Origin of the sequence: Mycolicibacter terrae (genome assembly GCF_010727125.1) — a bacterium.
Classification (GTDB): domain Bacteria; phylum Actinomycetota; class Actinomycetes; order Mycobacteriales; family Mycobacteriaceae; genus Mycobacterium; species Mycobacterium terrae.
This window is the reverse complement of the sequence record NZ_AP022564.1, coordinates 3,357,920-3,375,874: the sequence shown is the minus strand read 5'-3', so window position 1 is coordinate 3,375,874 and position 17,955 is coordinate 3,357,920. Positions and strand designations below refer to the sequence as shown.

Genomic DNA, 17,955 nt, shown 5'->3' with positions numbered 1-17,955 from the left:
ATCTGGCGATATCGACTGCGAGCTGAAACGCTCTTTCGAATCGGCGGCACTCTATGGTTGATGCCGTGAGTCAGAACGTCGACCTTGCCGGCACCTCCATCTGGTCGCCGCGCGAAGTCGAGCTGCTGGAAGTCACGCTGCAGCTGTTGCAGGAGAACGGCTACGACCGGTTGACGGTGGACGCGGTCGCAGCGACCGCACGGGCCAGTAAGGCCACCGTGTACCGGCGTTGGCCCTCCAAGGCCGAATTGGTATTGGCCGCGTTCACCGAGGGTATCCGCCAGATCGCCGTCCCGCCCGACACCGGCTCGTTGCGCGGTGATCTGTTGCGGCTGGGGGAGCTGGTCTGCGAGCAGACCACGCGGCACGCCGGCACGTTGCGGGCGGTGCTGGTGGAGGTGTCGCGGAACCCCGCGCTGAACGAGGTGATGCAGCATCAGTTCATCGATCAACGCAAGGCGCTGATGCTCCACATCCTGGGGCAGGCCGTCGACCGCGGGGAGATCGATGCCGCCGCCGTCAACGACGACCTCTGGGACGTGTTGCCCGGATACCTCATCTTCCGGTCTCTGGTGTCGGGCCGGGCGACCACGGCGCGCACGGTGGCGAATCTCGTCGACGAAGTGGTCATTCCGGGCCTGACTCGCGGCGCGCGCTGAGGCGCGCCATCACGAAATAAGCACCGCCGGGCTATTGAGCTGTACGGTTCCGTACCGTACGCTTGGCCGGTGCGCAGTCCGTCGCTTTCCGGCCTGGTCCGGCGGGGGTGGATGGTCATCGTCGCGGTGGCGGTGGTCACCGTCGCGGCGTTCTGCGTCTACCGATTGCACGGCATCTTCGGCTCGCGCGACAGCACCGCGACCTCCAGCGACGGCGGCGAGGAGATCGTCCCGTTCAACCCCAAGGACGTCGTCTATGAGGTCTTCGGTGCGCCGGGTGCGGTCGCCACCATCAACTACCTCGATGTCAACGCCGCCCCACAACAGGTCATCGACGCTCCGCTGCCCTGGCGGTATCAGGAGACCACGACCGAACCGGCCGTCATCGCCGACCTGCGCGCACAGGGCGACGGAAACCTGCTGGGCTGCCGCATCTTCATCGACGGCGAGCTCAAAGACGAAAGGATCGTCGACACCGTGAGCGCCTACACCTTCTGCTTGGACAAGTCCGGATGAGCGAGGACGGCCGACAGCCCTTCTGGCCGCGCATCATTCGCCGTCTGGCACTTCCGATCGTGCTGTTCTGGGTGGCGCTGGCCGCGGTGACGAACAGTCTGGTTCCGCAGCTGGAGGTGGTCGCCGAGGCCCATAACGTGGGGATGAGCTCCCCGGACGCGCCGTCGTATCAAGCGGCCAAGCGAATCGGAAAAGTGTTCCAGCAGTACGACACCGACAGTGCGGCGATGATCGTCATCGAAGGCGACCAGCCGCTCGGCGACGAGGCGCACCGCTTCTACGACACCCTGGTCGCCGAGCTGGAGCGCGACACCGAACACGTCCAGCACATCCAGAACTTCTGGGGCGATCCGCTGACCGCCGCCGGATCCCAGAGCAACGACGGCAAAGCGGCCCTGGCGCAAGTGTTTCTGTCCGGCAGCCAAGGCGAGACATTGGCCAACGAGTCCGTCGCCGCCGTTCGTGACCTCGTCGAGCGCACGCCGGCGCCACCCGGCGTCCATGCCTACGTCACCGGTGCGGCACCGCTGGTCGCCGACCAGTTCGCGGTCGGCAGCGAGGGTACCAATAAGGTCACCGCGATCACCTTCCTGGTCATCGCGGTCATGCTGTTCGCCGTCTACCGCTCAGTGGCCACCACCCTGCTGGCGCTGCTCACCGTCGCCATCGAAATGGCCGCGGCACGTGGCTTCGTCGCGTTCCTGGGCTACCGCGAGATCATCGGATTATCCACGTACTCAACGAATCTGCTCACTCTACTGGCAATCGCGGCAGGGACGGATTACGCGATCTTCATCATCAGCCGCTACCAGGAGGCGCGCGCGGCCGGCGAGGATCCGGAGACCGCGTTCTACACCATGTACCGGGGTACCGCGCACGTCGTGCTGGGCTCGGGTCTGACGATCGCCGGGGCCGTGTTCTGCCTGAGCTTCACCAGGCTGCCGTACTTCCGCACCCTGGGGCTGCCGGCGGCCATCGGCATCTTGGTGGCACTGGTCGCCGCGCTGACCCTCACGTCGGCGGTGCTCACACTGGGCAGCCGCTTCGGCCGTTTCGAACCCACCCGGGCGATGCGTACCCGCGGCTGGCGCCGGATCGGCACCGCCATCGTCCGCTGGCCCGGACCCATTCTGGTGGTGGCGTGCGGGGTCGCCCTGATCGGTCTGCTCGCCCTGCCGGGCTACAAGACGAGCTATGACGCCCGTGAGTACATGCCCGCGCGCGCCCCGGCCAACATCGGCTACGCAGCCGCCGAGCGTCACTTCTCCCAGGCCCGGCTGAACCCGGAACTGCTGATGATCGAGTCAGACCACGATCTGCGCAATCCGGCCTCCTTCCTGGTACTGGAACGGATCGCCAGGGCGGTGTTCCACACACCGGGCATCGCCAAGGTGCAAGCGATCACGCGGCCGCTGGGCACCCCGCTGAAACACACCTCGATACCGTTCGCGGTCGGCCAGGGCAGCGTCGCCCAGACCCAGAACCTCAAGTATCAGATGGACCGGGCGGCCGACCTGCTCAAGCAGGCGGCCGAAGCGGAGAAGTCGATCCACACCCTGGAGCAGCAGTACGCGCTGCAGCAGCAGCTCGCCGATGCCACTCACGCCGAAACCCAGAGCTTTCACGACACCATCGATCTGATGAATGACCTGCGCGACAAGATCGCGAACTTCGACGACTTCTTCCGGCCCATCCGGAGTTATTTCTACTGGGAGCCGCACTGTTTCGACATTCCCGCGTGCTGGGCGCTGCGTTCGGTGTTCGACTTGCAGGACGGCGTCGATCAACTCAGCGAGAAGTTCGAACAGCTCACCGCGACCCTGGACCGGCTGGACGCGCTGCAACCGCAGTTGGTGGGGCTGATCCCCTCCCAGATCGAAAGTCAACAGGTCAATCGTGATCTGGCGCTGAACAACTACGCCACCAATTCCGGGATCAGCGACCAGTCCGCGGCCGCCAACGACAACCCGGCGGCCATGGGCCAGGCCTTCGACGAAGCCAAGAACGACGACTCCTTCTATCTGCCGCCCGAAGCATTCGACAATCCCGAGTTCAAACGCGGCATGAAGCTGTTCCTGTCGCCGGACGGCAAAGCCGCGCAGATGATCATCACCCACGAGGGCGACCCCGCCACCCCGGAAGGCATCTCGCACATCGACCGGATCCGTGACACCGCGAAGGAGGCCGTCAAGGGCACCCCGCTGGAGGGTTCGCACATTTACCTGGCCGGCACCGCCTCGACCTACAAGGACATCGCCGACGCCGCCCGCTACGACCTGCTGATCGCCGGGATCGCCGCGCTGAGCCTGATCCTGCTGATCATGATGGTCATCACCCGCAGCCTGGTCGCCGCGATCGTGATCGTGGGCACCGTCGCCCTCTCGCTGGGCGCCTCATTCGGGCTGTCGGTGCTGGTGTGGCAGTACCTGTTCGGCATTCACCTGTACTGGATCGTGCTGGCCCTGGCCGTCATCCTGCTGCTGGCGGTGGGCTCGGACTACAACCTGCTGCTGATCTCGCGGTTCAAGGAGGAGATCGGCGCCGGCCTGAACACCGGCATCATCCGGGCGATGGGCGGGACCGGGTCGGTGGTGACCGCCGCCGGACTGGTGTTCGCCGCCACCATGGCGTCGTTCATCTTCAGCGACTTGAGGATTCTTGGCCAGATCGGCACCACCATCGCGCTGGGCCTGCTGTTCGACACGCTGATCGTGCGGTCGTTCATGACGCCGAGCATCGCCGCGTTGCTCGGGCGCTGGTTCTGGTGGCCGCAGCAGGTGCGGCAGCGACCCGCGGTGGCGGCTGCAAGCGCTACTTCGCCGCGGCCTTCTTCGCCGGAGCCTTCTTGGCCGGAGCCTTCTTCGCCGGAGCCTTCTTAGCCTGCGCCTTTTTCGCCGGCTCCTTCTTGGCGGCCGAGCGCTTCTGCACGCTGGCTTCCAGCTTGGCCAACAGGTCGGAGACGTCCTCGGTGGCGTCCAGTTCGGCGGGCCGCTCCTCGGGGGTGAACGCCTCGTCGCCTTCGAGTTTGGCCTCGATCAACTCGTGCAGTTGTTCCTGGTAGGTGTCGTGGTAGCGGTCCGGGTCGAAGTCGTCGGCCATCGACTCCACCACCTGCCCGGCCATCTTCAGCTCGGCTGGCTTGATCTCGACCTTGGTGTCCAGCGCCGGGAAGTCCGGATCGCGGATCTCGTCCGGCCACAACAGGGTGTGCACCATCATCACGTCACGTTTGGAGAAGTCCTTGACCCGCAAGGCCGCCAGCCGCGTCTTGTTGCGCAGGGTGAAATGCACGATCGCCACCCGGTCGGTCTCGGCCAGTGTCTTGGCCAGCAGCACATAGGATTTGATCGATTTCGTTCCCGGCTCCAGAAAGTAGCTGCGGTCATAGAGCATCGGGTCCAGATCACTTGCCGGGACGAACTCGAGCACCGCGATCTCATGGTCGCGTTCCTCGGGAAGATTCGCGAGGTCGTCGTCGGTGATCACCACCATCCGGCCGTCGTCGGACTCATACGCGCGCGCGATGTCGGCGTAGTCGACGACTTCGCCGCATTCTTCGCACACCCGCCGGTAGCGGATCCGGCCGTTGTCCTTGGCATGCACCTGACGGAACTTGATGTCGTGGTCCTCGGTGGCGCTGTAGACCTTCACCGGGACGTTGACCAGACCGAATGCGATCGAACCCTTCCAGATGGAACGCATGAGGCCAGTATGCCCACCCGGATGTGCCGATAACCTGCTTTGGCGCGACGTAAGTTGGCTGCATGTCCGCCGAGCCGTTCAAGACGCGGGTGAAACTGACCAACGCCGACAAAGTGCTCTACCCCGCCACCGGCACCACCAAAGCCGACGTCTTCGACTACTACACCCGCATCGCCGAGGTGATGCTGCCGCACATCGCCGGGCGCCCGGCCACCCGCAAACGCTGGCCCAACGGTGTCGAGCAGGACTCCTTCTTCGAAAAGCAACTCGCGTCCTCGGCACCGTCCTGGCTGCGCCGCGCCGCGGTGCAGCACCGCTCCGGGACCACCACCTATCCGATCATCGACGACCCCGACGGCCTGGCCTGGATCGCCCAGCAGGCCGCCTTGGAAGTGCACGTCCCGCAGTGGCGCTTCGAGGCGGAATGGACTCGCGGCGGCGAGGTGATCAAACCCGGCCGGTCCACCCGGCTGGTGTTCGACCTGGACCCCGGTGAGGGCGTGACGATGAGCCAACTCGCCGAAGTGGCACGCGCGATCCGCGATCTGATGGCCGAACTGGACCTGGAGGTGTTTCCGCTCACCAGCGGCAGCAAGGGCGTGCACCTCTACGCCCCGCTGGATCGCCCGGTGGCCAGCGACGGCGCCGTCGCGGTGGCCAAACGCGTTGCGCAACAACTCGAAAGCGCCATGCCGAAGCTGGTGACCGCCACCATGGCCAAGAAGCTGCGGGCCGGCAAGGTGTTCTTGGACTGGAGCCAGAACAACGCGGCCAAGACCACCATCGCGCCGTATTCACTGCGGGGCCGCGAGCATCCGACGGTGGCCGCGCCGCGCACCTGGGCCGAACTGGACGATCCGAAGCTGCGGCAGTTGCGCTACGACGAGGTGCTGGCTCGTGTCGCCCGCGACGGCGACCTGTTGGCCGGGCTGGACCCGCCGCTGAGCAAACCGGACCGACTCAGCCACTACCGGGCCAAACGCGACGCGGCCAAGACCCCCGAACCGGTGCCGGCCGCAGCCCCGGCGCCGGGGGGCGGCAATAGCTACTTCGTTATCCAGGAGCACCACGCCCGCCGGCTGCACTACGACTTCCGGCTGGAGCGCGACGGCGTGCTGGTGAGCTGGGCGGTGCCCAAGAATCTGCCCGACGCCCCGTCGGTCAACCATCTCGCGGTGCGCACCGAAGACCACCCGCTGGAATACGGGAGTTTCGAGGGCACCATCCCCAAGGGCGAATACGGCGCAGGAACGGTGCGCATCTGGGATTCGGGCAGCTATGTGACCGAGAAGTTCGAGGACTCCGCCGAAAAGGGCGAGGTGATCGTCGTGTTGCGGGGCAGTCGGATCTCGGGCCGCTACGCGCTGATCCGGACCGGCGGCGACCAGTGGCTGGCCCACCGGATGAAAGATCAGAAGACGTTCGCCCTCGCCGACCTGGCACCGATGCTGGCCACCCACGGCTCGGTGACTCGCCTCGACCCGGACACCTGGGCCTTCGAGGGCAAATGGGACGGCTACCGGCTGCTGGTCGATGCCGACCGGGGCCGGGTGCGGTTGCGTTCCCGCAGCGGCCGCGACGTCACCGGCGAGTACCCGCAGCTGCGGTCGCTGGCCGCCGACCTCGCCGAACACCACCTCGTGCTGGACGGAGAAGTCGTCGCGCTCGACAGCGCCAGCGTTCCCAGCTTCGCCGCGATGCAGAACAGCGCCCGCTCGACTCGGGTGGAGTTCTGGGCCTTCGACCTGCTCTACCTAGATGGCCGTCCGCTGCTGCGCGCGGCCTACCGGGACCGTCGCCGCCTGCTGGAAACACTCGCGCAGGGGACTGATTTGGTGGTCAAGGACCTGTTGACCGCCGACGGCTCCCAGGCGCTCGAACAGTCCCGCCGGCTGGGTTGGGAGGGCGTGGTGGCCAAGAAATGGGACTCGCCCTATCACCCGGGGCGCCGGTCGACGGCCTGGGTCAAGGAGAAGCACTGGCGGACCCAGGAGGTGGTGATCGGCGGCTGGCGGGCCGGTGAGGGCGCCCGGGGCGGGGGGATCGGGTCGCTGCTGATGGGCATTCCGGCGGGAGGCAAGCTCACCTACGTCGGTCGGGTGGGCACCGGCTTCACCGAGGGCCAACTGGCGGCGCTGAAGAAGAAGCTGGCGCCGCTGCGCGCCGACGAATCACCCTTCGACGCGCCGCTCGGCCGGGCCGACGCCGCCGGGGTCACGTTCGTGCGACCGAGCCTGGTGGGGGAGGTGCGCTACAGCGAGCGCACCGGCGACGGTCGGCTGCGCCAACCGAGCTGGCGCGGACTGCGGCCCGATAAGACGCCCGACGACGTGGTGAGTGAGGATTGACCGGTGCGGTGGGTGACCTATCGAGACGAAAACGGCGAGCGCACGGGCGTACTGGACGGCGAGATGATCCACGCGCTGCCGCCCGGAACGACGCTGCTGGAGCTGATCGGGCTCGGCCCGGACGGGCTGCGCGACGCCGGCGAACGGGCGCTGGGCCAACCGGCGACGGTGCGGGCCGACCAGGTCGCGCTGATGGCGCCGATCCCGCGCCCGCCGTCGATCCGCGACAGCCTGTGCTTCTTGGACCACATGCGCAACTGCCTGGCGGCGACCGGTCGCAGCCGCGTGCTCGACGAGGTGTGGTACCAGATACCGGCCTTCTATTTCGCCTGCCCGGCAACGGTTCTGGGTCCCTACGATGATGTGCCGGCAGCGCCGGGGAGCGCGTGTCAGGACTTCGAACTGGAGGTCGCCGCCGTCATCGGGACGCCGGGGGCGGACCTGTCGGTGGCCGACGCGGAGCGGGCCATCATCGGCTACACCATCTTCAACGACTGGTCCGCGCGCGACCTGCAGGCCCACGAGGGCCGGCTGGCCATCGGCCAGGGCAAAGGCAAGGACAGCGGTGTCACCCTGGGGCCGTATCTGGTCACCCCCGACGAGCTCGAACCCTACCGCCGCGACGGCAGGCTGAGCCTGCATGCCACCGCGATCGTCAACGACGTGATCGTGGGCCTCGGCTCGACCGGCACCATGGACTGGAGCTTCGGCGAGATCATCAGCTATGCCTCGCGCGGGGTGGCGCTGACACCCGGCGACGTCTTCGGATCCGGCACCGTCCCCACCTGCACGCTGATCGAGCATCTCGATCCCGAGGCGCCGCAATCATTTCCGGGCTGGCTACGCGACGGTGACGTGGTGACCCTGCAGGTGCAGGGCCTCGGAGAGATTCGCCAGACCGTGCGCGCCAGCGCCCCGCCGCTGCCGCTGGCGCCGCGGCCCCGGCCCCCGGACGACTAGGTCGTCGCCGTCACCGTCACGTTCACCGTGGCGGCACCGGCGTCGGAGCTGATGATCAGCACCGACGCGTTGGGCCCGGACGTCACATGCCCACCGCTCACGTTCACGGTATAGCCGTTCGGGTACTGATCGGTGGGCACCGAGATGGTGGTCTGCGAACCGGCGCCGAAGGCACCGGAGCCGTCGGCGTGATCGGTGGAGTAGCTGAACGAGAACACACCGTTGTCGAACGACAGCGTTGTCGGGGTGCCCGAAATCAGTTGCGGGTAGGGCTCGGACAGGGCGATCAGCTTGTCGAAGTTGACGTTGTCACCGGTGGGCGGCTGGCTGGGGTCCAGCACCAGGGCTTGGCCGTTCGGTGACGCGCTGGTGATGTCGTTGCCGGTGTAGGCCCACTCGGTCCAGCCCCACAGATACTTGTTGGCGGCCTGCATGCTGGCGGTGATGGTCGGGATGGTGTTGGTGGCGCCGAACTCGGTCAGCAACGCCGGGATGTTATGCGCCTGCGCGTAATCCGCCGCGTTGGCGAACACGACGTCGGCGTTCAGGTCGCAGCCGAAGCTGAGATCGGGGAACAGCGACGTGGTGATGCAGTAGCTGTGGAAGGAGAACACGGAGTTCTCGTCTTCCACCGTGCCCAGGTGCGTCGGCACCGGCAGGCTGCCGAAGAGCGTGGTGGGCTCGAAGAACACCGTCTTGTTCGGGTCGACGGAGCGGATCGCCGCGTCGATCTGGTTGTAGAACGGGGTCAGTTGCTGGCCCTCGAAGTAGGGGTTGCCCAACAGGCTGCCCAGCCAGTTGGTGCCCGCCCACGGTTCGTTCATGATCTCGTAGCCGGCCACGTTGGGGTCGCCCTTGAAGTAGTTGGCGACGGCCTGCCAGGTCTGCGCGTAATGGTTCAGCAGGCCGACGTCGTCGGATGCTTTCGCATTGCCCCAGAACGCATCCCAGGCGTGGTTCTGCGCCGGGTTGAGGAAGTAGTTGCCCGGGAAGCCCATGTCGGGGTTGGGCAGGCCACCGCCATCGGTCGCCCAGCCGGGTGCGCCCTCGCCGCCGAACTCCTCGTTGTAGAGGTCCTGGTGCATGTCCAGGATCGCGACGATCTTGTGCTGGGCCAAGATCTGGACGGTGTTCTGGATCGACGCCAGGTAGTCGTAGTCGATGACCCCGGGCTGCGGTTCCACCGCGGACCAGATGATGCCCAGGCGCACCGCGTTGAAGCCGTTGGCGGCCAGGAACGCGGCGTCGTCCTCGCTGAAGCCGTCGGCGGACGGCTCGTAGGGCGGGATCTTGTAGACCTGGTTGAGCCCGTGCAGCATGACCACCTGGCCGTCGCCGTTGGTGAGCCAGCCGTTGGACACCTCGACCGGGGGAGCCGTCGTTCCGGTGATCCCGTCCGGGAGCGTGCCGAAATGTCCTGCCGCGCCATGGGTCCCGGCCCACAGTCCAGGGTTTCCGCCGGCGCCGCCGAGCGCGGGCAGACCGCTGACGGTATCGCCGTTTCCGGCATCGCCGCCGTTGCCGCCGTTGCCCATCAGCCAGCCGCCCGCGCCGCCGTCACCCCCGGCGGCCCCGGCACCCCCGTGGCCGCCATCGCCGCCGTCGCCGAAGATCCCGGCGGCGCCGCCATGACCCCCGGTGACACCATCGGTGGTGCTGTTCCAGCCCGCTCCGCCGTCACCGAACAGCCAGCCGCCGGGGTCGCCGTCCGGATGGGCTTCGGTGCCGTCGGCGCCGTTTCCGATCACGGTCGACCCGAAGAGCTGGTTGATGACGCCGTTGACCTGCCCGCCCAGCTCGCTGTCGATCCACTTCTCGGCGGCGTCGTGCAGCGCGGTGTAGAAGTCGAAATCCACGGCCGGACCCGGCTCGGCCAGCGCGGCGAATGCGGTATCCCAGTGCTCGGGGGCCAGGAAGGCCTCCCACGCCGCCGAGCTGAACAGCGCGTCGCCGTCGACGGCGCCCGCGGCGGTCAGGAACGGCGTGAACAGCTCGTCCATCGCGTCGTCGAAGTCGGCATGCGCCGCCGGGGCCGAGGGCACGACCAACGCCAGAAAGGCGACGGCCCCCACGAACTTGCTGCCCACGACCTTGCTGCGGTGACGAGCCATGTCGGCAAACCCTTCCCAGGACGCGCACCAATTTCTGAGGTGTGTCTGAGAAGGGTAAACGAGTTACTTACCGTACGGAAGGATTCGCCGTAAAAGGTGCCGGATTGGGTCGATCAGCACTGTGTGGCGGCGCGGATCCATTGGCGGCGGGCATCGCTCTGCCCTGCGTCACAAGAGGCGGCGGCACGCAGCAGGTGAACCGCCCGTTGGTAGTCGCCGTGGCCGTCCCGCGGCTGGGCCGACAGGCAAGTCTGCGTCTTCATCAATACCTCCTGCAGGTCACGCAACGAGAGCTGCAGTACCCGCGGCCGCGGTCGGCGGTCGGCGCGTACGTCCATGTAACGTCGCCGCCGCCCAAACCAATCCCACCGACACAGTGAGGCTGCACACGCCTACGGTCACGATGTGACCGGCGTCACCCGGCCTTGGCGATCACGTGCTCGGCGAAGCGCTCCAGGTTGCGGATCTTGTCGGCCAGCGGCTCGGTGTCGGGACCGACGATGTAGGGCACCCGGAAACCCACGATGACGTCGGTCACCCCTTTGTCCTCCAGGCGCTTGACGCCGTCGAGGGTGAACCCGTCGACCGAGATCACGTGGATCTCGAACGGACCCGTACGGCCTTCCTCCTCACGAAGTTGTTTGAGCCTGGCGATCAGGCCGTCGAGCTCGGCCGGGTCGCCGCCGCCGTGCATCCAGCCGTCGTTACGGGCGGCGCGACGCAGAGCGGCGTCGGCGTGGCCGCCGATCAGGATCGGAATGGGCTGAGCCGGCGCCGGGGTCATCTTGGTTTTCGGGATGTCGTAGAACTCGCCGTGGAATTCGAAGTAGTCGCCGGTGGTCAGTCCCCGGATGACCTCGATGCACTCGTCCATCCGCTTGCCGCGCCGGGCGAACGGCACCCCCATCAGCTCATAGTCCTCCGGCCAGGGGCTGGTGCCCACGCCCAGGCTCAGCCGGTCACCGATCATCGCGGCCAGCGAACCGGCCTGCTTGGCCACCAGGGCCGGCGGGCGGATCGGTAGCTTGATCACGAACGGGGTGAACCGCAACGTGCTGGTGACCGCGCCCAGCGCCGCGATCAACACGAATGTCTCGATGAATGCCTTGCCGTCCAGGAACTCACGGTTGCCGTCCGGGGTGTAGGGATACTTCGAGTCCGACTCGAACGGATAGGCGATGCTGTCCGGGATCGACATGCTGTGGTAGCCGGCTGCCTCGGCGGCTTTGGCGAGCGGAATGTAGTAGCTCGGGTCGGTCATCGCCTCGGCGTAGGTGAACCGCACATCGTCTCCTCGGTCTGTCGGTGGTGTGCTCTTTGCATAGCAGACTCACCGCGGCGACCGTGCGGGATCGTGGCTAGATCCGTGGCAGCATCGCGATTTCGACGTCCTGCAGCGGGAAGGGTGGATATCCGGCAGCGCCGGTCACGGTCAGCGTTCCCCATGGCGTCCGCTCGGCGACGCGTCCCTGCGCGGTGTGTTCGCCGATCCGGATACTGACCTTGGAGCCGGTGGCGTTCACGCCCGGCAGATCCGTGAAAAACATTCCCTGCCAATGGTATTGACCGTCGATCGGATCGAAGTGGCCCGCCAGTCGGACTCGGGTCGGGTAGTCCTCGCCGTTGTGGGTGAGCACGGCCGGCCCGTCGTAGGTCTCGTCGTTGTCCTCATCGAAACCCGCCGAGCCGGTGAGATAGAACCGGGACAGTCCCCGGGTCGGCAGCACCGGGTGCACCCGCAGCCGGGGCGAGCGGGATTCGATACGGCTGGCTCCGCTGCGCTGCATGGACTCGACGAGCCGGGCCACATACCGCGCCTGCCGGCGGGTATGCGGACCCGGGATCCGGAACCGGTTGGGTGTCCCGTGCGCGGCAACGACGTCGTCGCGCGAGGTGGTGGCGTCGATGATCACCCGGGCGGTCAGCACCGCACCGTCGGCGGTGGTCACCGCCCACGTCTCCTCGGCGCTGTCGAATCGGGTGGTCACGTCCGTCCCGGCCGGATCGATCACCCGGGCGCCGTCGAGCAGCCCGTGCAGGCGCGCCGGGTCACCCAGCACGACCACGTCGAGGATGTCGCTGTGGCTCACAGGAAACCGGCCCGCCGCCACATCCGCCGGGCCAGCCGGCCCATCAGGCCCACCTCGGTGAAGAAGGCGGACAGCGGGGCGAACGACGAGCGGCAGGCGGCCTGGAAGTGCGGGTTGGTCCGCGCCACCCGGCGAGCTTCGCGGCCGTCCAGCCCGACCCGCTTGTAGACGATCGGCAGGGTCAACAAGTGGCGGTAGAACGGCCCGCCCACGCCCTGCAGGTTCGCCAGCAGGACACGGCGGTAGCGCGGCATCGCCGGCACGCTGCGCCGCAGGCCGTCGCGCGCGTATTGAATGTGGCGGGCTTCCTCGGTGACGTGGATGCGCATCACCCGCCGGACGATCGGCTGCAGGTCCGGCTCGTCGAGAATCTGGCGTTGCAGCGCATCGAAGATCTCCTCGCCGACCAGGGCCGCGCCCCACAGGATGGGGCCCCGGAAGACGAACGGCAGCGAGTTGATCACGATGCGCTGGTACAGCTTCGGGCGCACCGGGACGCCACCGATGCGGTCGATGGTCTTGCCGAACATCAGCATGTGCCGGGCCTCGTCGCCCAGCTCGGTCAGCGAGTAGTGGGTGGTGCGCGCGGTGGGATTCTTGTGCATCATGTCGCGCAGCAGCGCCTGGTTGAGGATGTTCTCGAACCAGATGCCCGCCGACAGCACGTTGACCAGCTCCTGGCGCGACATCTCGATCTGCTGTTCACGGGTCATCGCCTCCCACAGGCCGGTGCCGTAAAGGCTGCACATCCGAGCCGGCAGGAAGAACTTGTCCGGGTCGATCGGGGCGTCCCAGTCGATGTCGACGACGGGAGCGTAGGACTTCTTCACCGAGCCCTTCAGCAGGCGTTCGGCGAATTCCTCCCGGGACGGTCCATTCGGCCGCACGACAGTGGTCATCGGGGATCCCTTCTCGCTTCGGTCCCCAAAAAATAGGGGGCGCCACCGAAGATGTCAATACCTACGGTACCGGATACCTACGGTACGACGTGAGCGTCGTCACGGGGGTCGAGCGCTCCGGCATCGTCGCGGTCCACCCCACCGGAACCACATGGCAAACCTGTGCCGTCAAGGGTCGCTGCTGCCACAATTGTGGTCGTGAGTACGGGTTTGGCGGACCGAAAGGCTGAGGCCGCGGTGGTGCGCGCCTTCCTGGACCGCGCGCTGGCGGAACCCGGAACCCTCGTGCTCGAAGGCGAAGCCGGGATCGGCAAGTCCACCCTGCTGTGGGAGGCGGCAGAGGTCGCGGCGGCACGGGGGTACCTGGTGCTCACGGCGGTCGGCGCCCCCACCGAGGTCCGCTATGCCTACGCGGCGGTGGCCGACCTGCTCGCCCGCGTCGACGCCGGGGTGCTGGCTGAGCTGCCCGAGGAGCAGCGTGCGGCACTGGACCGCGTCCTGCTGGGCGCGGGCGACGGCCCCGCCGGCAATGAACGGCTGGTCGCGACCGCGTTCCTGGCGGTGATCCGCAGACTGAGTTCGGATACGCCGGTGCTGCTCTGCATCGACGACGCCCAATGGCTGGACATGTCCAGCCAGGTGGTGATCGGGTTTGCGGAACGACGGCTCACCGGCCGGGTCGGTCTGTTGATCACCCTCCGAACCGGCGCACCGGGCGCCGCCAACATGACCTGGCTGAATCCGGGACGTCCCGGGTCGGTGGAGCGGGTGCGGATCACCCCGCTGACGCTGGGCGGCGTGCACGCCCTGATATCCGCGCGGCTGGGGCGTACGTTGCCGCGGCCGTCGATCACCCGGATCCATGAAATCTCCGGCGGCAACCCGTTTTTCGCGATCGAGCTGGCACGGTTCGTTGCCGAGGACCCCGGTCGGGCTGCGTTCGGACTCCCTGATGCCCTGGCCGAGCTGGTGCGCCACAACATCGGATGCCCCGACGGAGACGTCGCCGCTGTGATGCTGGCAGCAGCCTCTGCCGCGCTGCCCACCGTCGATCGGGTGAGTCGCGCCACCGGCATCAGCCCCGACCGCGTCGTCGAGCTGGTCGAATCCGAGCACGCCGGTGAGGTGGTCGAGATCGACGGCAGCCGGATCCGGTTTCGTCATCCGCTGTTCGCCACCGGGGTGTACAGCGCCGCCGGCCCGGCGGCGCGGCGAGCCATGCATCGCCGGCTGGCCGACATCGTCGAGGAGCCGGAGCTGACCGCGCGTCATCTGGCGCTGGCGGCCACCACCGGCGATCCGGACACCGTGCAAGCCCTCGACGCTGCCGCCCAAGCCACCCAGGCGCGTGGAGCACCGGCGGTAGCCGCCGAATTGATCGAGCTCGCAATCAATCTCGGCGGGGACAATCCTGTGCGCCGGTTACGGGCCGCCGAGCAGCATTTCCGCTCCGGGGCACTCGGCGCGGCGCGTGCACACCTGGAATCGACCCTCGACAACCTGCCCCCGGGCGGATTGCGCTGCATGGCGCTGATCGCGCTCGCCGCCATCACCGGCTACGACGAGAGCCTGGTAGCGGGTGCGGACCTGCTCGATCAGGCCATCGCCACGACCGACAACGCGATGCTGCAGTTGCAGGCCCGGCTGCTGCTGGTGCCGACCACCGCCATGATCGGAGAACTCGAGGAATCCGTCCGCCACGCACGCGCGGCGGTGGAGCAAGCCGAACAGCTCGGTATAGGTGCATTGCGCAGCCAGGCGTTGGCGGTCGGCGTGATCGTCGGCTTCGTCCATGGGCTCGGGGTCGATGTTCAGGCGTTACAGCTGGCACTGGAACTGGAGAAGCCGGACGGCGCGACGGTCGCGGCGTTTCAGGCAGCTGCGGTTGCGGCCGTCATCTCCGCCTGGACCGGTGAGTTGGAGGCGGCCCGCTCTCAACTCGACGTGGTCCGGCAGCGGTGTCTGCGCAGCGGCACCGAGATCGACATCCTGTGGGTGGCCCACCACGCCACCATGATCGATCTCTGGGCCGGCCGCTATGCCGACGCGGCGGAAACCGCTGAGGACGCCGTCCAGCGCGCCGAGCAGATGGGCGGCAGGCACGTGCTCACCGAGGCGTGGATAGGTCAGGCCGAGGTTGCCGCCTATACCGGCCGCGCGCAGGATGTCCGCGAGATTACGGAGGTTGCCCTTCGGGTCTGCCGCGCGACCGGGGCCGCGTTGCTGTGCGATGCGGTGGCGAGAGTGTTGGGGTTCCTCGAGGTGTCGCTCGGCGACTACCCGGCTGCGATCAAGGTGCTGGAGCCGCTGCTGGCTTCGTTCGACCCGGAGCAGGGCACCGAGATCGTGGTCGGGGGCCACCTCCCCGACGCCGTGGAGGCCCTCACAGCGCTGGGCCGGCTCGACGAGGCCGAACCACTGGTCGTGGCGCTCGAACGCAATGGCGCCCGTCACGACCGGCCGTGGATGCGGGCCGTGGGCGCTCGCGGGAGCGCCCACTTGCTGGCCGCGCGTGGCGACCTCGACGCCGCCGAGCAGGCCGCGCAGGAAGCGCTGCGGCATCACGAACGGCTTCCCATGCCGTTCGAAAAGGCCCGAACCCAGCTGTTGCTGGGCCAAGTGCAACGGCGCCGCCGTCGCAAGCAGGCCGCCCAGGCCAGCCTGCGCGCGGCCCTGGAGACCTTCGAGCGTCTGGGCGCACCGCTGTGGGAGCGGCGTGCCCGTGCCGAGTTGGACCGGATGACCGCGGCCGGCCGGGGCGCCGACCTGACCCCCGCTGAGCGTCGCGTCGCCGAGCACGCTGCCGCCGGACTGTCCAACAAGCAGATCGCCGCGGAGTTGTTCATCGCACCCAAGACCGTGGAAATGACCCTGAGCAGTGTGTACCGCAAACTGGGCATCCGCTCGCGCGCTGCGCTGTTCGCTGCGCTGAATGCCGCGGATGTCCAGGGAAATCCCTGATTCGCCGGGGCCGCTTCCGCCTTAATGTCGGGGGCGTGAGCGACAGCGAGGCGGCGCGTCAGTGCTTCCTGGTGGAGTGGTACCAACCCGATCTGGTCGACTCGGTCGTCGACGCCGCCATCGATCGGCTCGCCGGCGCCGCCGCCGCCGTGCAGGCCACGCTGCTGGTCGCACTGACCTCGCCCACCGACGAGACCATGTTCGGGGTGATCACTGCCGAATCCGCCGATGCCGTCGTGACGGCCTGCCGAACAGCCGGTTGGCACGTCGACCGGATCACGGCCGGGGTGCGGGCCCGCCTCGGAGCCGCCGGGGGCTGACCGCCGCTCGACATCCCACCGGAACCGCGTCGTCGGCGAGTTCGGCGTGGCAGGATCTGCCCATGGGACCGTTCCTGATCCGCGCCGCACTGACCGGGCTCGCGCTGTGGGTGGTCACCCAGATCGTTCCCGGAGTCGAGATCGTCGGCGGTGACACCACGGTCGCGCGGGTCGGCATCATCTTCGTCGTCGCGTTGATCTTCGGGCTGGTCAACGCCTTCATCAAGCCGGTGGTGCAGCTGCTGTCGATCCCGCTGTACATCCTCACCCTGGGGCTGTTCCACATCGTGATCAACGCGTTGATGCTGTGGATCACCGCGTGGATCACCGCAAAAACCGCCAGGCACTGGGGCCTGTACATCGCCGACTTCTGGTGGGACGCCATCTGGGCGGCGATCGTGCTGTCCCTGGTGAGCTGGGTGCTGTCCCTGGTGCTGCGCGACGCCCGGCGCATCGCCCGGTAACCGGGCAGACTCGAGGGCATGCCCGAACTGCCCGAAGTCGAGGCGCTCGCCGATCACCTGCGCCGTCACGCCGTCGGTTGCACCGTCGGCCGCGTTGATGTGGTGGCGTTCTCGGTGCTCAAGACCTTCGACCCGCCGCTGGCGGCGTTGCACGGCCAGATCGTCACGGGTGCGCATCGCTGGGGCAAATACCTCGGCTTGCAGGCCGGCGATCTGTTCCTGATCGCGCATCTGTCCCGGGCGGGCTGGCTGCGCTGGTCGGACCAGCTGGCGCCGGCGCCGCTGCGGCCCGGCAAGGGACCGATCGCGCTGCGGGTGCATCTGGCGACCCCGGGGCAGGCGCCCGGATTCGACCTCACCGAAGCCGGCACCCAGAAACGCCTGGCGGTCTGGCTGGTCGACGATCCGGACAAGGTGCCGGGAATCGGCGGCCTGGGTCCCGACGCGCTGGAGGTGACAGCCGATGAGCTGGCCGGCCTGCTGGCCGGCAACACCGGGCGCATCAAGACCGTCCTCACCGATCAGAAGGTGATCGCCGGGGTCGGCAATGCCTACAGCGACGAGATCCTGCACACCGCGCGCATTTCGCCGTTCGCGACCGCGGCCAAGCTCTCCGGTGAGCAGCTCGCCGCGCTGCACGAGGCGATGCGCGCCGTGCTCACCGACGCGGTGACCCGCTCCGTCGGTCAGCAGGCCGCCACGCTCAAGGGGGAGAAGCGCTCCGGGCTGCGGGTGCACGCCCGCACCGGGCTGCCGTGTCCGGTCTGCGGCGACACGGTGCGCGAGGTGTCGTTCGCCGACAAGTCTTTCCAGTACTGCCCGACGTGTCAGACCGGCGGCAAGGTGCTCGCCGACCGGAGGATGTCGCGGCTGCTCAAGTAGCCGGACCCCGCGAGTGTTTGAGAGCCGTCGATCCGGGCTAGGC

The 17,955-nt window shown here is 67.8% G+C and carries 14 protein-coding genes and 1 pseudogene; 9 read left to right on the top strand and 6 right to left on the bottom strand.

Going from position 1 to position 17,955, the window contains the following annotated elements; translation table 11 throughout:
* Positions 1-53 precede the first annotated feature (53 nt).
* The 3 genes from G6N23_RS15965 (at position 54) to G6N23_RS15955 (ending at position 4,054) form a co-directional block, all read left to right on the top strand.
* Entirely contained in the window at positions 54-659 is a 606-nt protein-coding gene (locus G6N23_RS15965; RefSeq protein WP_085262621.1) for a TetR/AcrR family transcriptional regulator, read from the top strand.
* Positions 660-770: 111 nt separating this feature from the next.
* Positions 771-1,175 (top strand): MmpS family transport accessory protein, encoded by a 405-nt coding sequence (locus tag G6N23_RS15960; RefSeq protein ID WP_085262620.1) that lies wholly within the window; start codon positions 771-773, stop codon positions 1,173-1,175.
* Positions 1,172-4,054: an MMPL/RND family transporter gene (locus G6N23_RS15955; RefSeq protein WP_085262619.1), complete on the top strand. Its 2,883-nt coding sequence runs from the start codon at positions 1,172-1,174 to the stop codon at positions 4,052-4,054. The genes G6N23_RS15960 and G6N23_RS15955 overlap by 4 nt, the downstream gene beginning before the upstream one ends.
* On the opposite strand, the gene ku is transcribed toward G6N23_RS15955, so the two are convergent.
* Positions 3,987-4,877, bottom strand: a complete 891-nt coding sequence (ku, locus tag G6N23_RS15950) for a non-homologous end joining protein Ku (RefSeq protein WP_085262618.1) — start codon at positions 4,875-4,877, stop codon at positions 3,987-3,989. The genes G6N23_RS15955 and ku overlap by 68 nt on opposite strands.
* A gap of 62 nt (positions 4,878-4,939) precedes the next feature.
* Between ku and G6N23_RS15945 the strand changes: the two genes are divergently transcribed.
* Together G6N23_RS15945 and G6N23_RS15940 are read left to right on the top strand one after the other, a co-directional pair.
* Positions 4,940-7,225, top strand: a complete 2,286-nt coding sequence (locus tag G6N23_RS15945; protein ID WP_085262617.1) for an ATP-dependent DNA ligase — start codon at positions 4,940-4,942, stop codon at positions 7,223-7,225.
* A gap of 3 nt (positions 7,226-7,228) precedes the next feature.
* Positions 7,229-8,173, top strand: a pseudogene (locus tag G6N23_RS15940) (fumarylacetoacetate hydrolase family protein); the annotation flags it as partial.
* An 8-nt stretch (positions 8,174-8,181) separates the two neighbouring features.
* Here the strand turns inward: G6N23_RS15940 and G6N23_RS15935 are convergent.
* The 5 genes from G6N23_RS15935 to G6N23_RS15915 all read right to left on the bottom strand — a co-directional run bounded on the left by G6N23_RS15935 (position 8,182) and on the right by G6N23_RS15915 (position 13,285).
* A complete protein-coding gene (locus tag G6N23_RS15935) occupies positions 8,182-10,296 on the bottom strand; it encodes a cellulase family glycosylhydrolase (RefSeq protein WP_234808717.1) in 2,115 nt (704 codons plus the stop codon).
* A 113-nt stretch (positions 10,297-10,409) separates the two neighbouring features.
* Complete coding sequence (locus tag G6N23_RS15930) at positions 10,410-10,559, bottom strand: hypothetical protein (protein WP_157997509.1); 150 nt, start codon at positions 10,557-10,559, stop codon at positions 10,410-10,412.
* A gap of 152 nt (positions 10,560-10,711) precedes the next feature.
* The gene (locus G6N23_RS15925) at positions 10,712-11,581 is read right to left on the bottom strand and encodes a TIGR03619 family F420-dependent LLM class oxidoreductase (RefSeq protein ID WP_085262614.1); all 870 of its coding nucleotides are present in this window, start codon (positions 11,579-11,581) and stop codon (positions 10,712-10,714) included.
* Positions 11,582-11,654: 73 nt separating this feature from the next.
* Complete coding sequence (locus G6N23_RS15920) at positions 11,655-12,386, bottom strand: DUF4873 domain-containing protein (protein ID WP_085262655.1); 732 nt, start codon at positions 12,384-12,386, stop codon at positions 11,655-11,657.
* Positions 12,383-13,285: an AurF N-oxygenase family protein gene (locus tag G6N23_RS15915; RefSeq protein WP_085262613.1), complete on the bottom strand. Its 903-nt coding sequence runs from the start codon at positions 13,283-13,285 to the stop codon at positions 12,383-12,385. Before G6N23_RS15915 ends, G6N23_RS15920 begins: the two co-directional genes overlap by 4 nt.
* A gap of 198 nt (positions 13,286-13,483) precedes the next feature.
* On the opposite strand from G6N23_RS15915, the gene G6N23_RS15910 reads away from it, so the two are divergent.
* From G6N23_RS15910 to G6N23_RS15895, 4 genes are all read left to right on the top strand, one after another.
* Positions 13,484-16,246 (top strand): helix-turn-helix transcriptional regulator, encoded by a 2,763-nt coding sequence (locus G6N23_RS15910; protein ID WP_162291747.1) that lies wholly within the window; start codon positions 13,484-13,486, stop codon positions 16,244-16,246.
* 35 nt (positions 16,247-16,281) lie between these two features.
* Positions 16,282-16,566 carry a hypothetical protein gene (locus G6N23_RS15905; protein ID WP_085262612.1) on the top strand — a complete coding sequence of 95 codons (285 nt, stop codon included), beginning with the start codon at positions 16,282-16,284 and terminating at the stop codon, positions 16,564-16,566.
* Positions 16,567-16,628: 62 nt separating this feature from the next.
* Positions 16,629-17,030 carry a phage holin family protein gene (locus tag G6N23_RS15900; RefSeq protein WP_085262611.1) on the top strand — a complete coding sequence of 134 codons (402 nt, stop codon included), beginning with the start codon at positions 16,629-16,631 and terminating at the stop codon, positions 17,028-17,030.
* A gap of 18 nt (positions 17,031-17,048) precedes the next feature.
* Entirely contained in the window at positions 17,049-17,912 is an 864-nt protein-coding gene (locus G6N23_RS15895) for an Fpg/Nei family DNA glycosylase (RefSeq protein WP_085262610.1), read from the top strand.
* Positions 17,913-17,955: the final 43 nt, after the last annotated feature.

Excerpts from the sequence above, each read along its gene's own strand:
- G6N23_RS15955 (WP_085262619.1), top strand. The coding sequence starts at position 1,172 with ATGAGCGAGGACGGCCGACAGCCCTTCTGGCCGCGCATCATTCGCCGT.
- G6N23_RS15965 (WP_085262621.1), top strand. The coding sequence starts at position 54 with ATGGTTGATGCCGTGAGTCAGAACGTCGACCTTGCCGGCACCTCCATC.
- ku (WP_085262618.1), bottom strand. The coding sequence starts at position 4,877 with ATGCGTTCCATCTGGAAGGGTTCGATCGCATTCGGTCTGGTCAACGTC.
- G6N23_RS15900 (WP_085262611.1), top strand. The coding sequence starts at position 16,629 with ATGGGACCGTTCCTGATCCGCGCCGCACTGACCGGGCTCGCGCTGTGG.
- G6N23_RS15930 (WP_157997509.1), bottom strand. The coding sequence starts at position 10,559 with ATGAAGACGCAGACTTGCCTGTCGGCCCAGCCGCGGGACGGCCACGGC.
- G6N23_RS15960 (WP_085262620.1), top strand. The coding sequence starts at position 771 with ATGGTCATCGTCGCGGTGGCGGTGGTCACCGTCGCGGCGTTCTGCGTC.
- G6N23_RS15915 (WP_085262613.1), bottom strand. The coding sequence starts at position 13,285 with ATGACCACTGTCGTGCGGCCGAATGGACCGTCCCGGGAGGAATTCGCC.
- G6N23_RS15935 (WP_234808717.1), bottom strand. The coding sequence starts at position 10,296 with ATGGCTCGTCACCGCAGCAAGGTCGTGGGCAGCAAGTTCGTGGGGGCC.
- G6N23_RS15945 (WP_085262617.1), top strand. The coding sequence starts at position 4,940 with ATGTCCGCCGAGCCGTTCAAGACGCGGGTGAAACTGACCAACGCCGAC.
- G6N23_RS15895 (WP_085262610.1), top strand. The coding sequence starts at position 17,049 with ATGCCCGAACTGCCCGAAGTCGAGGCGCTCGCCGATCACCTGCGCCGT.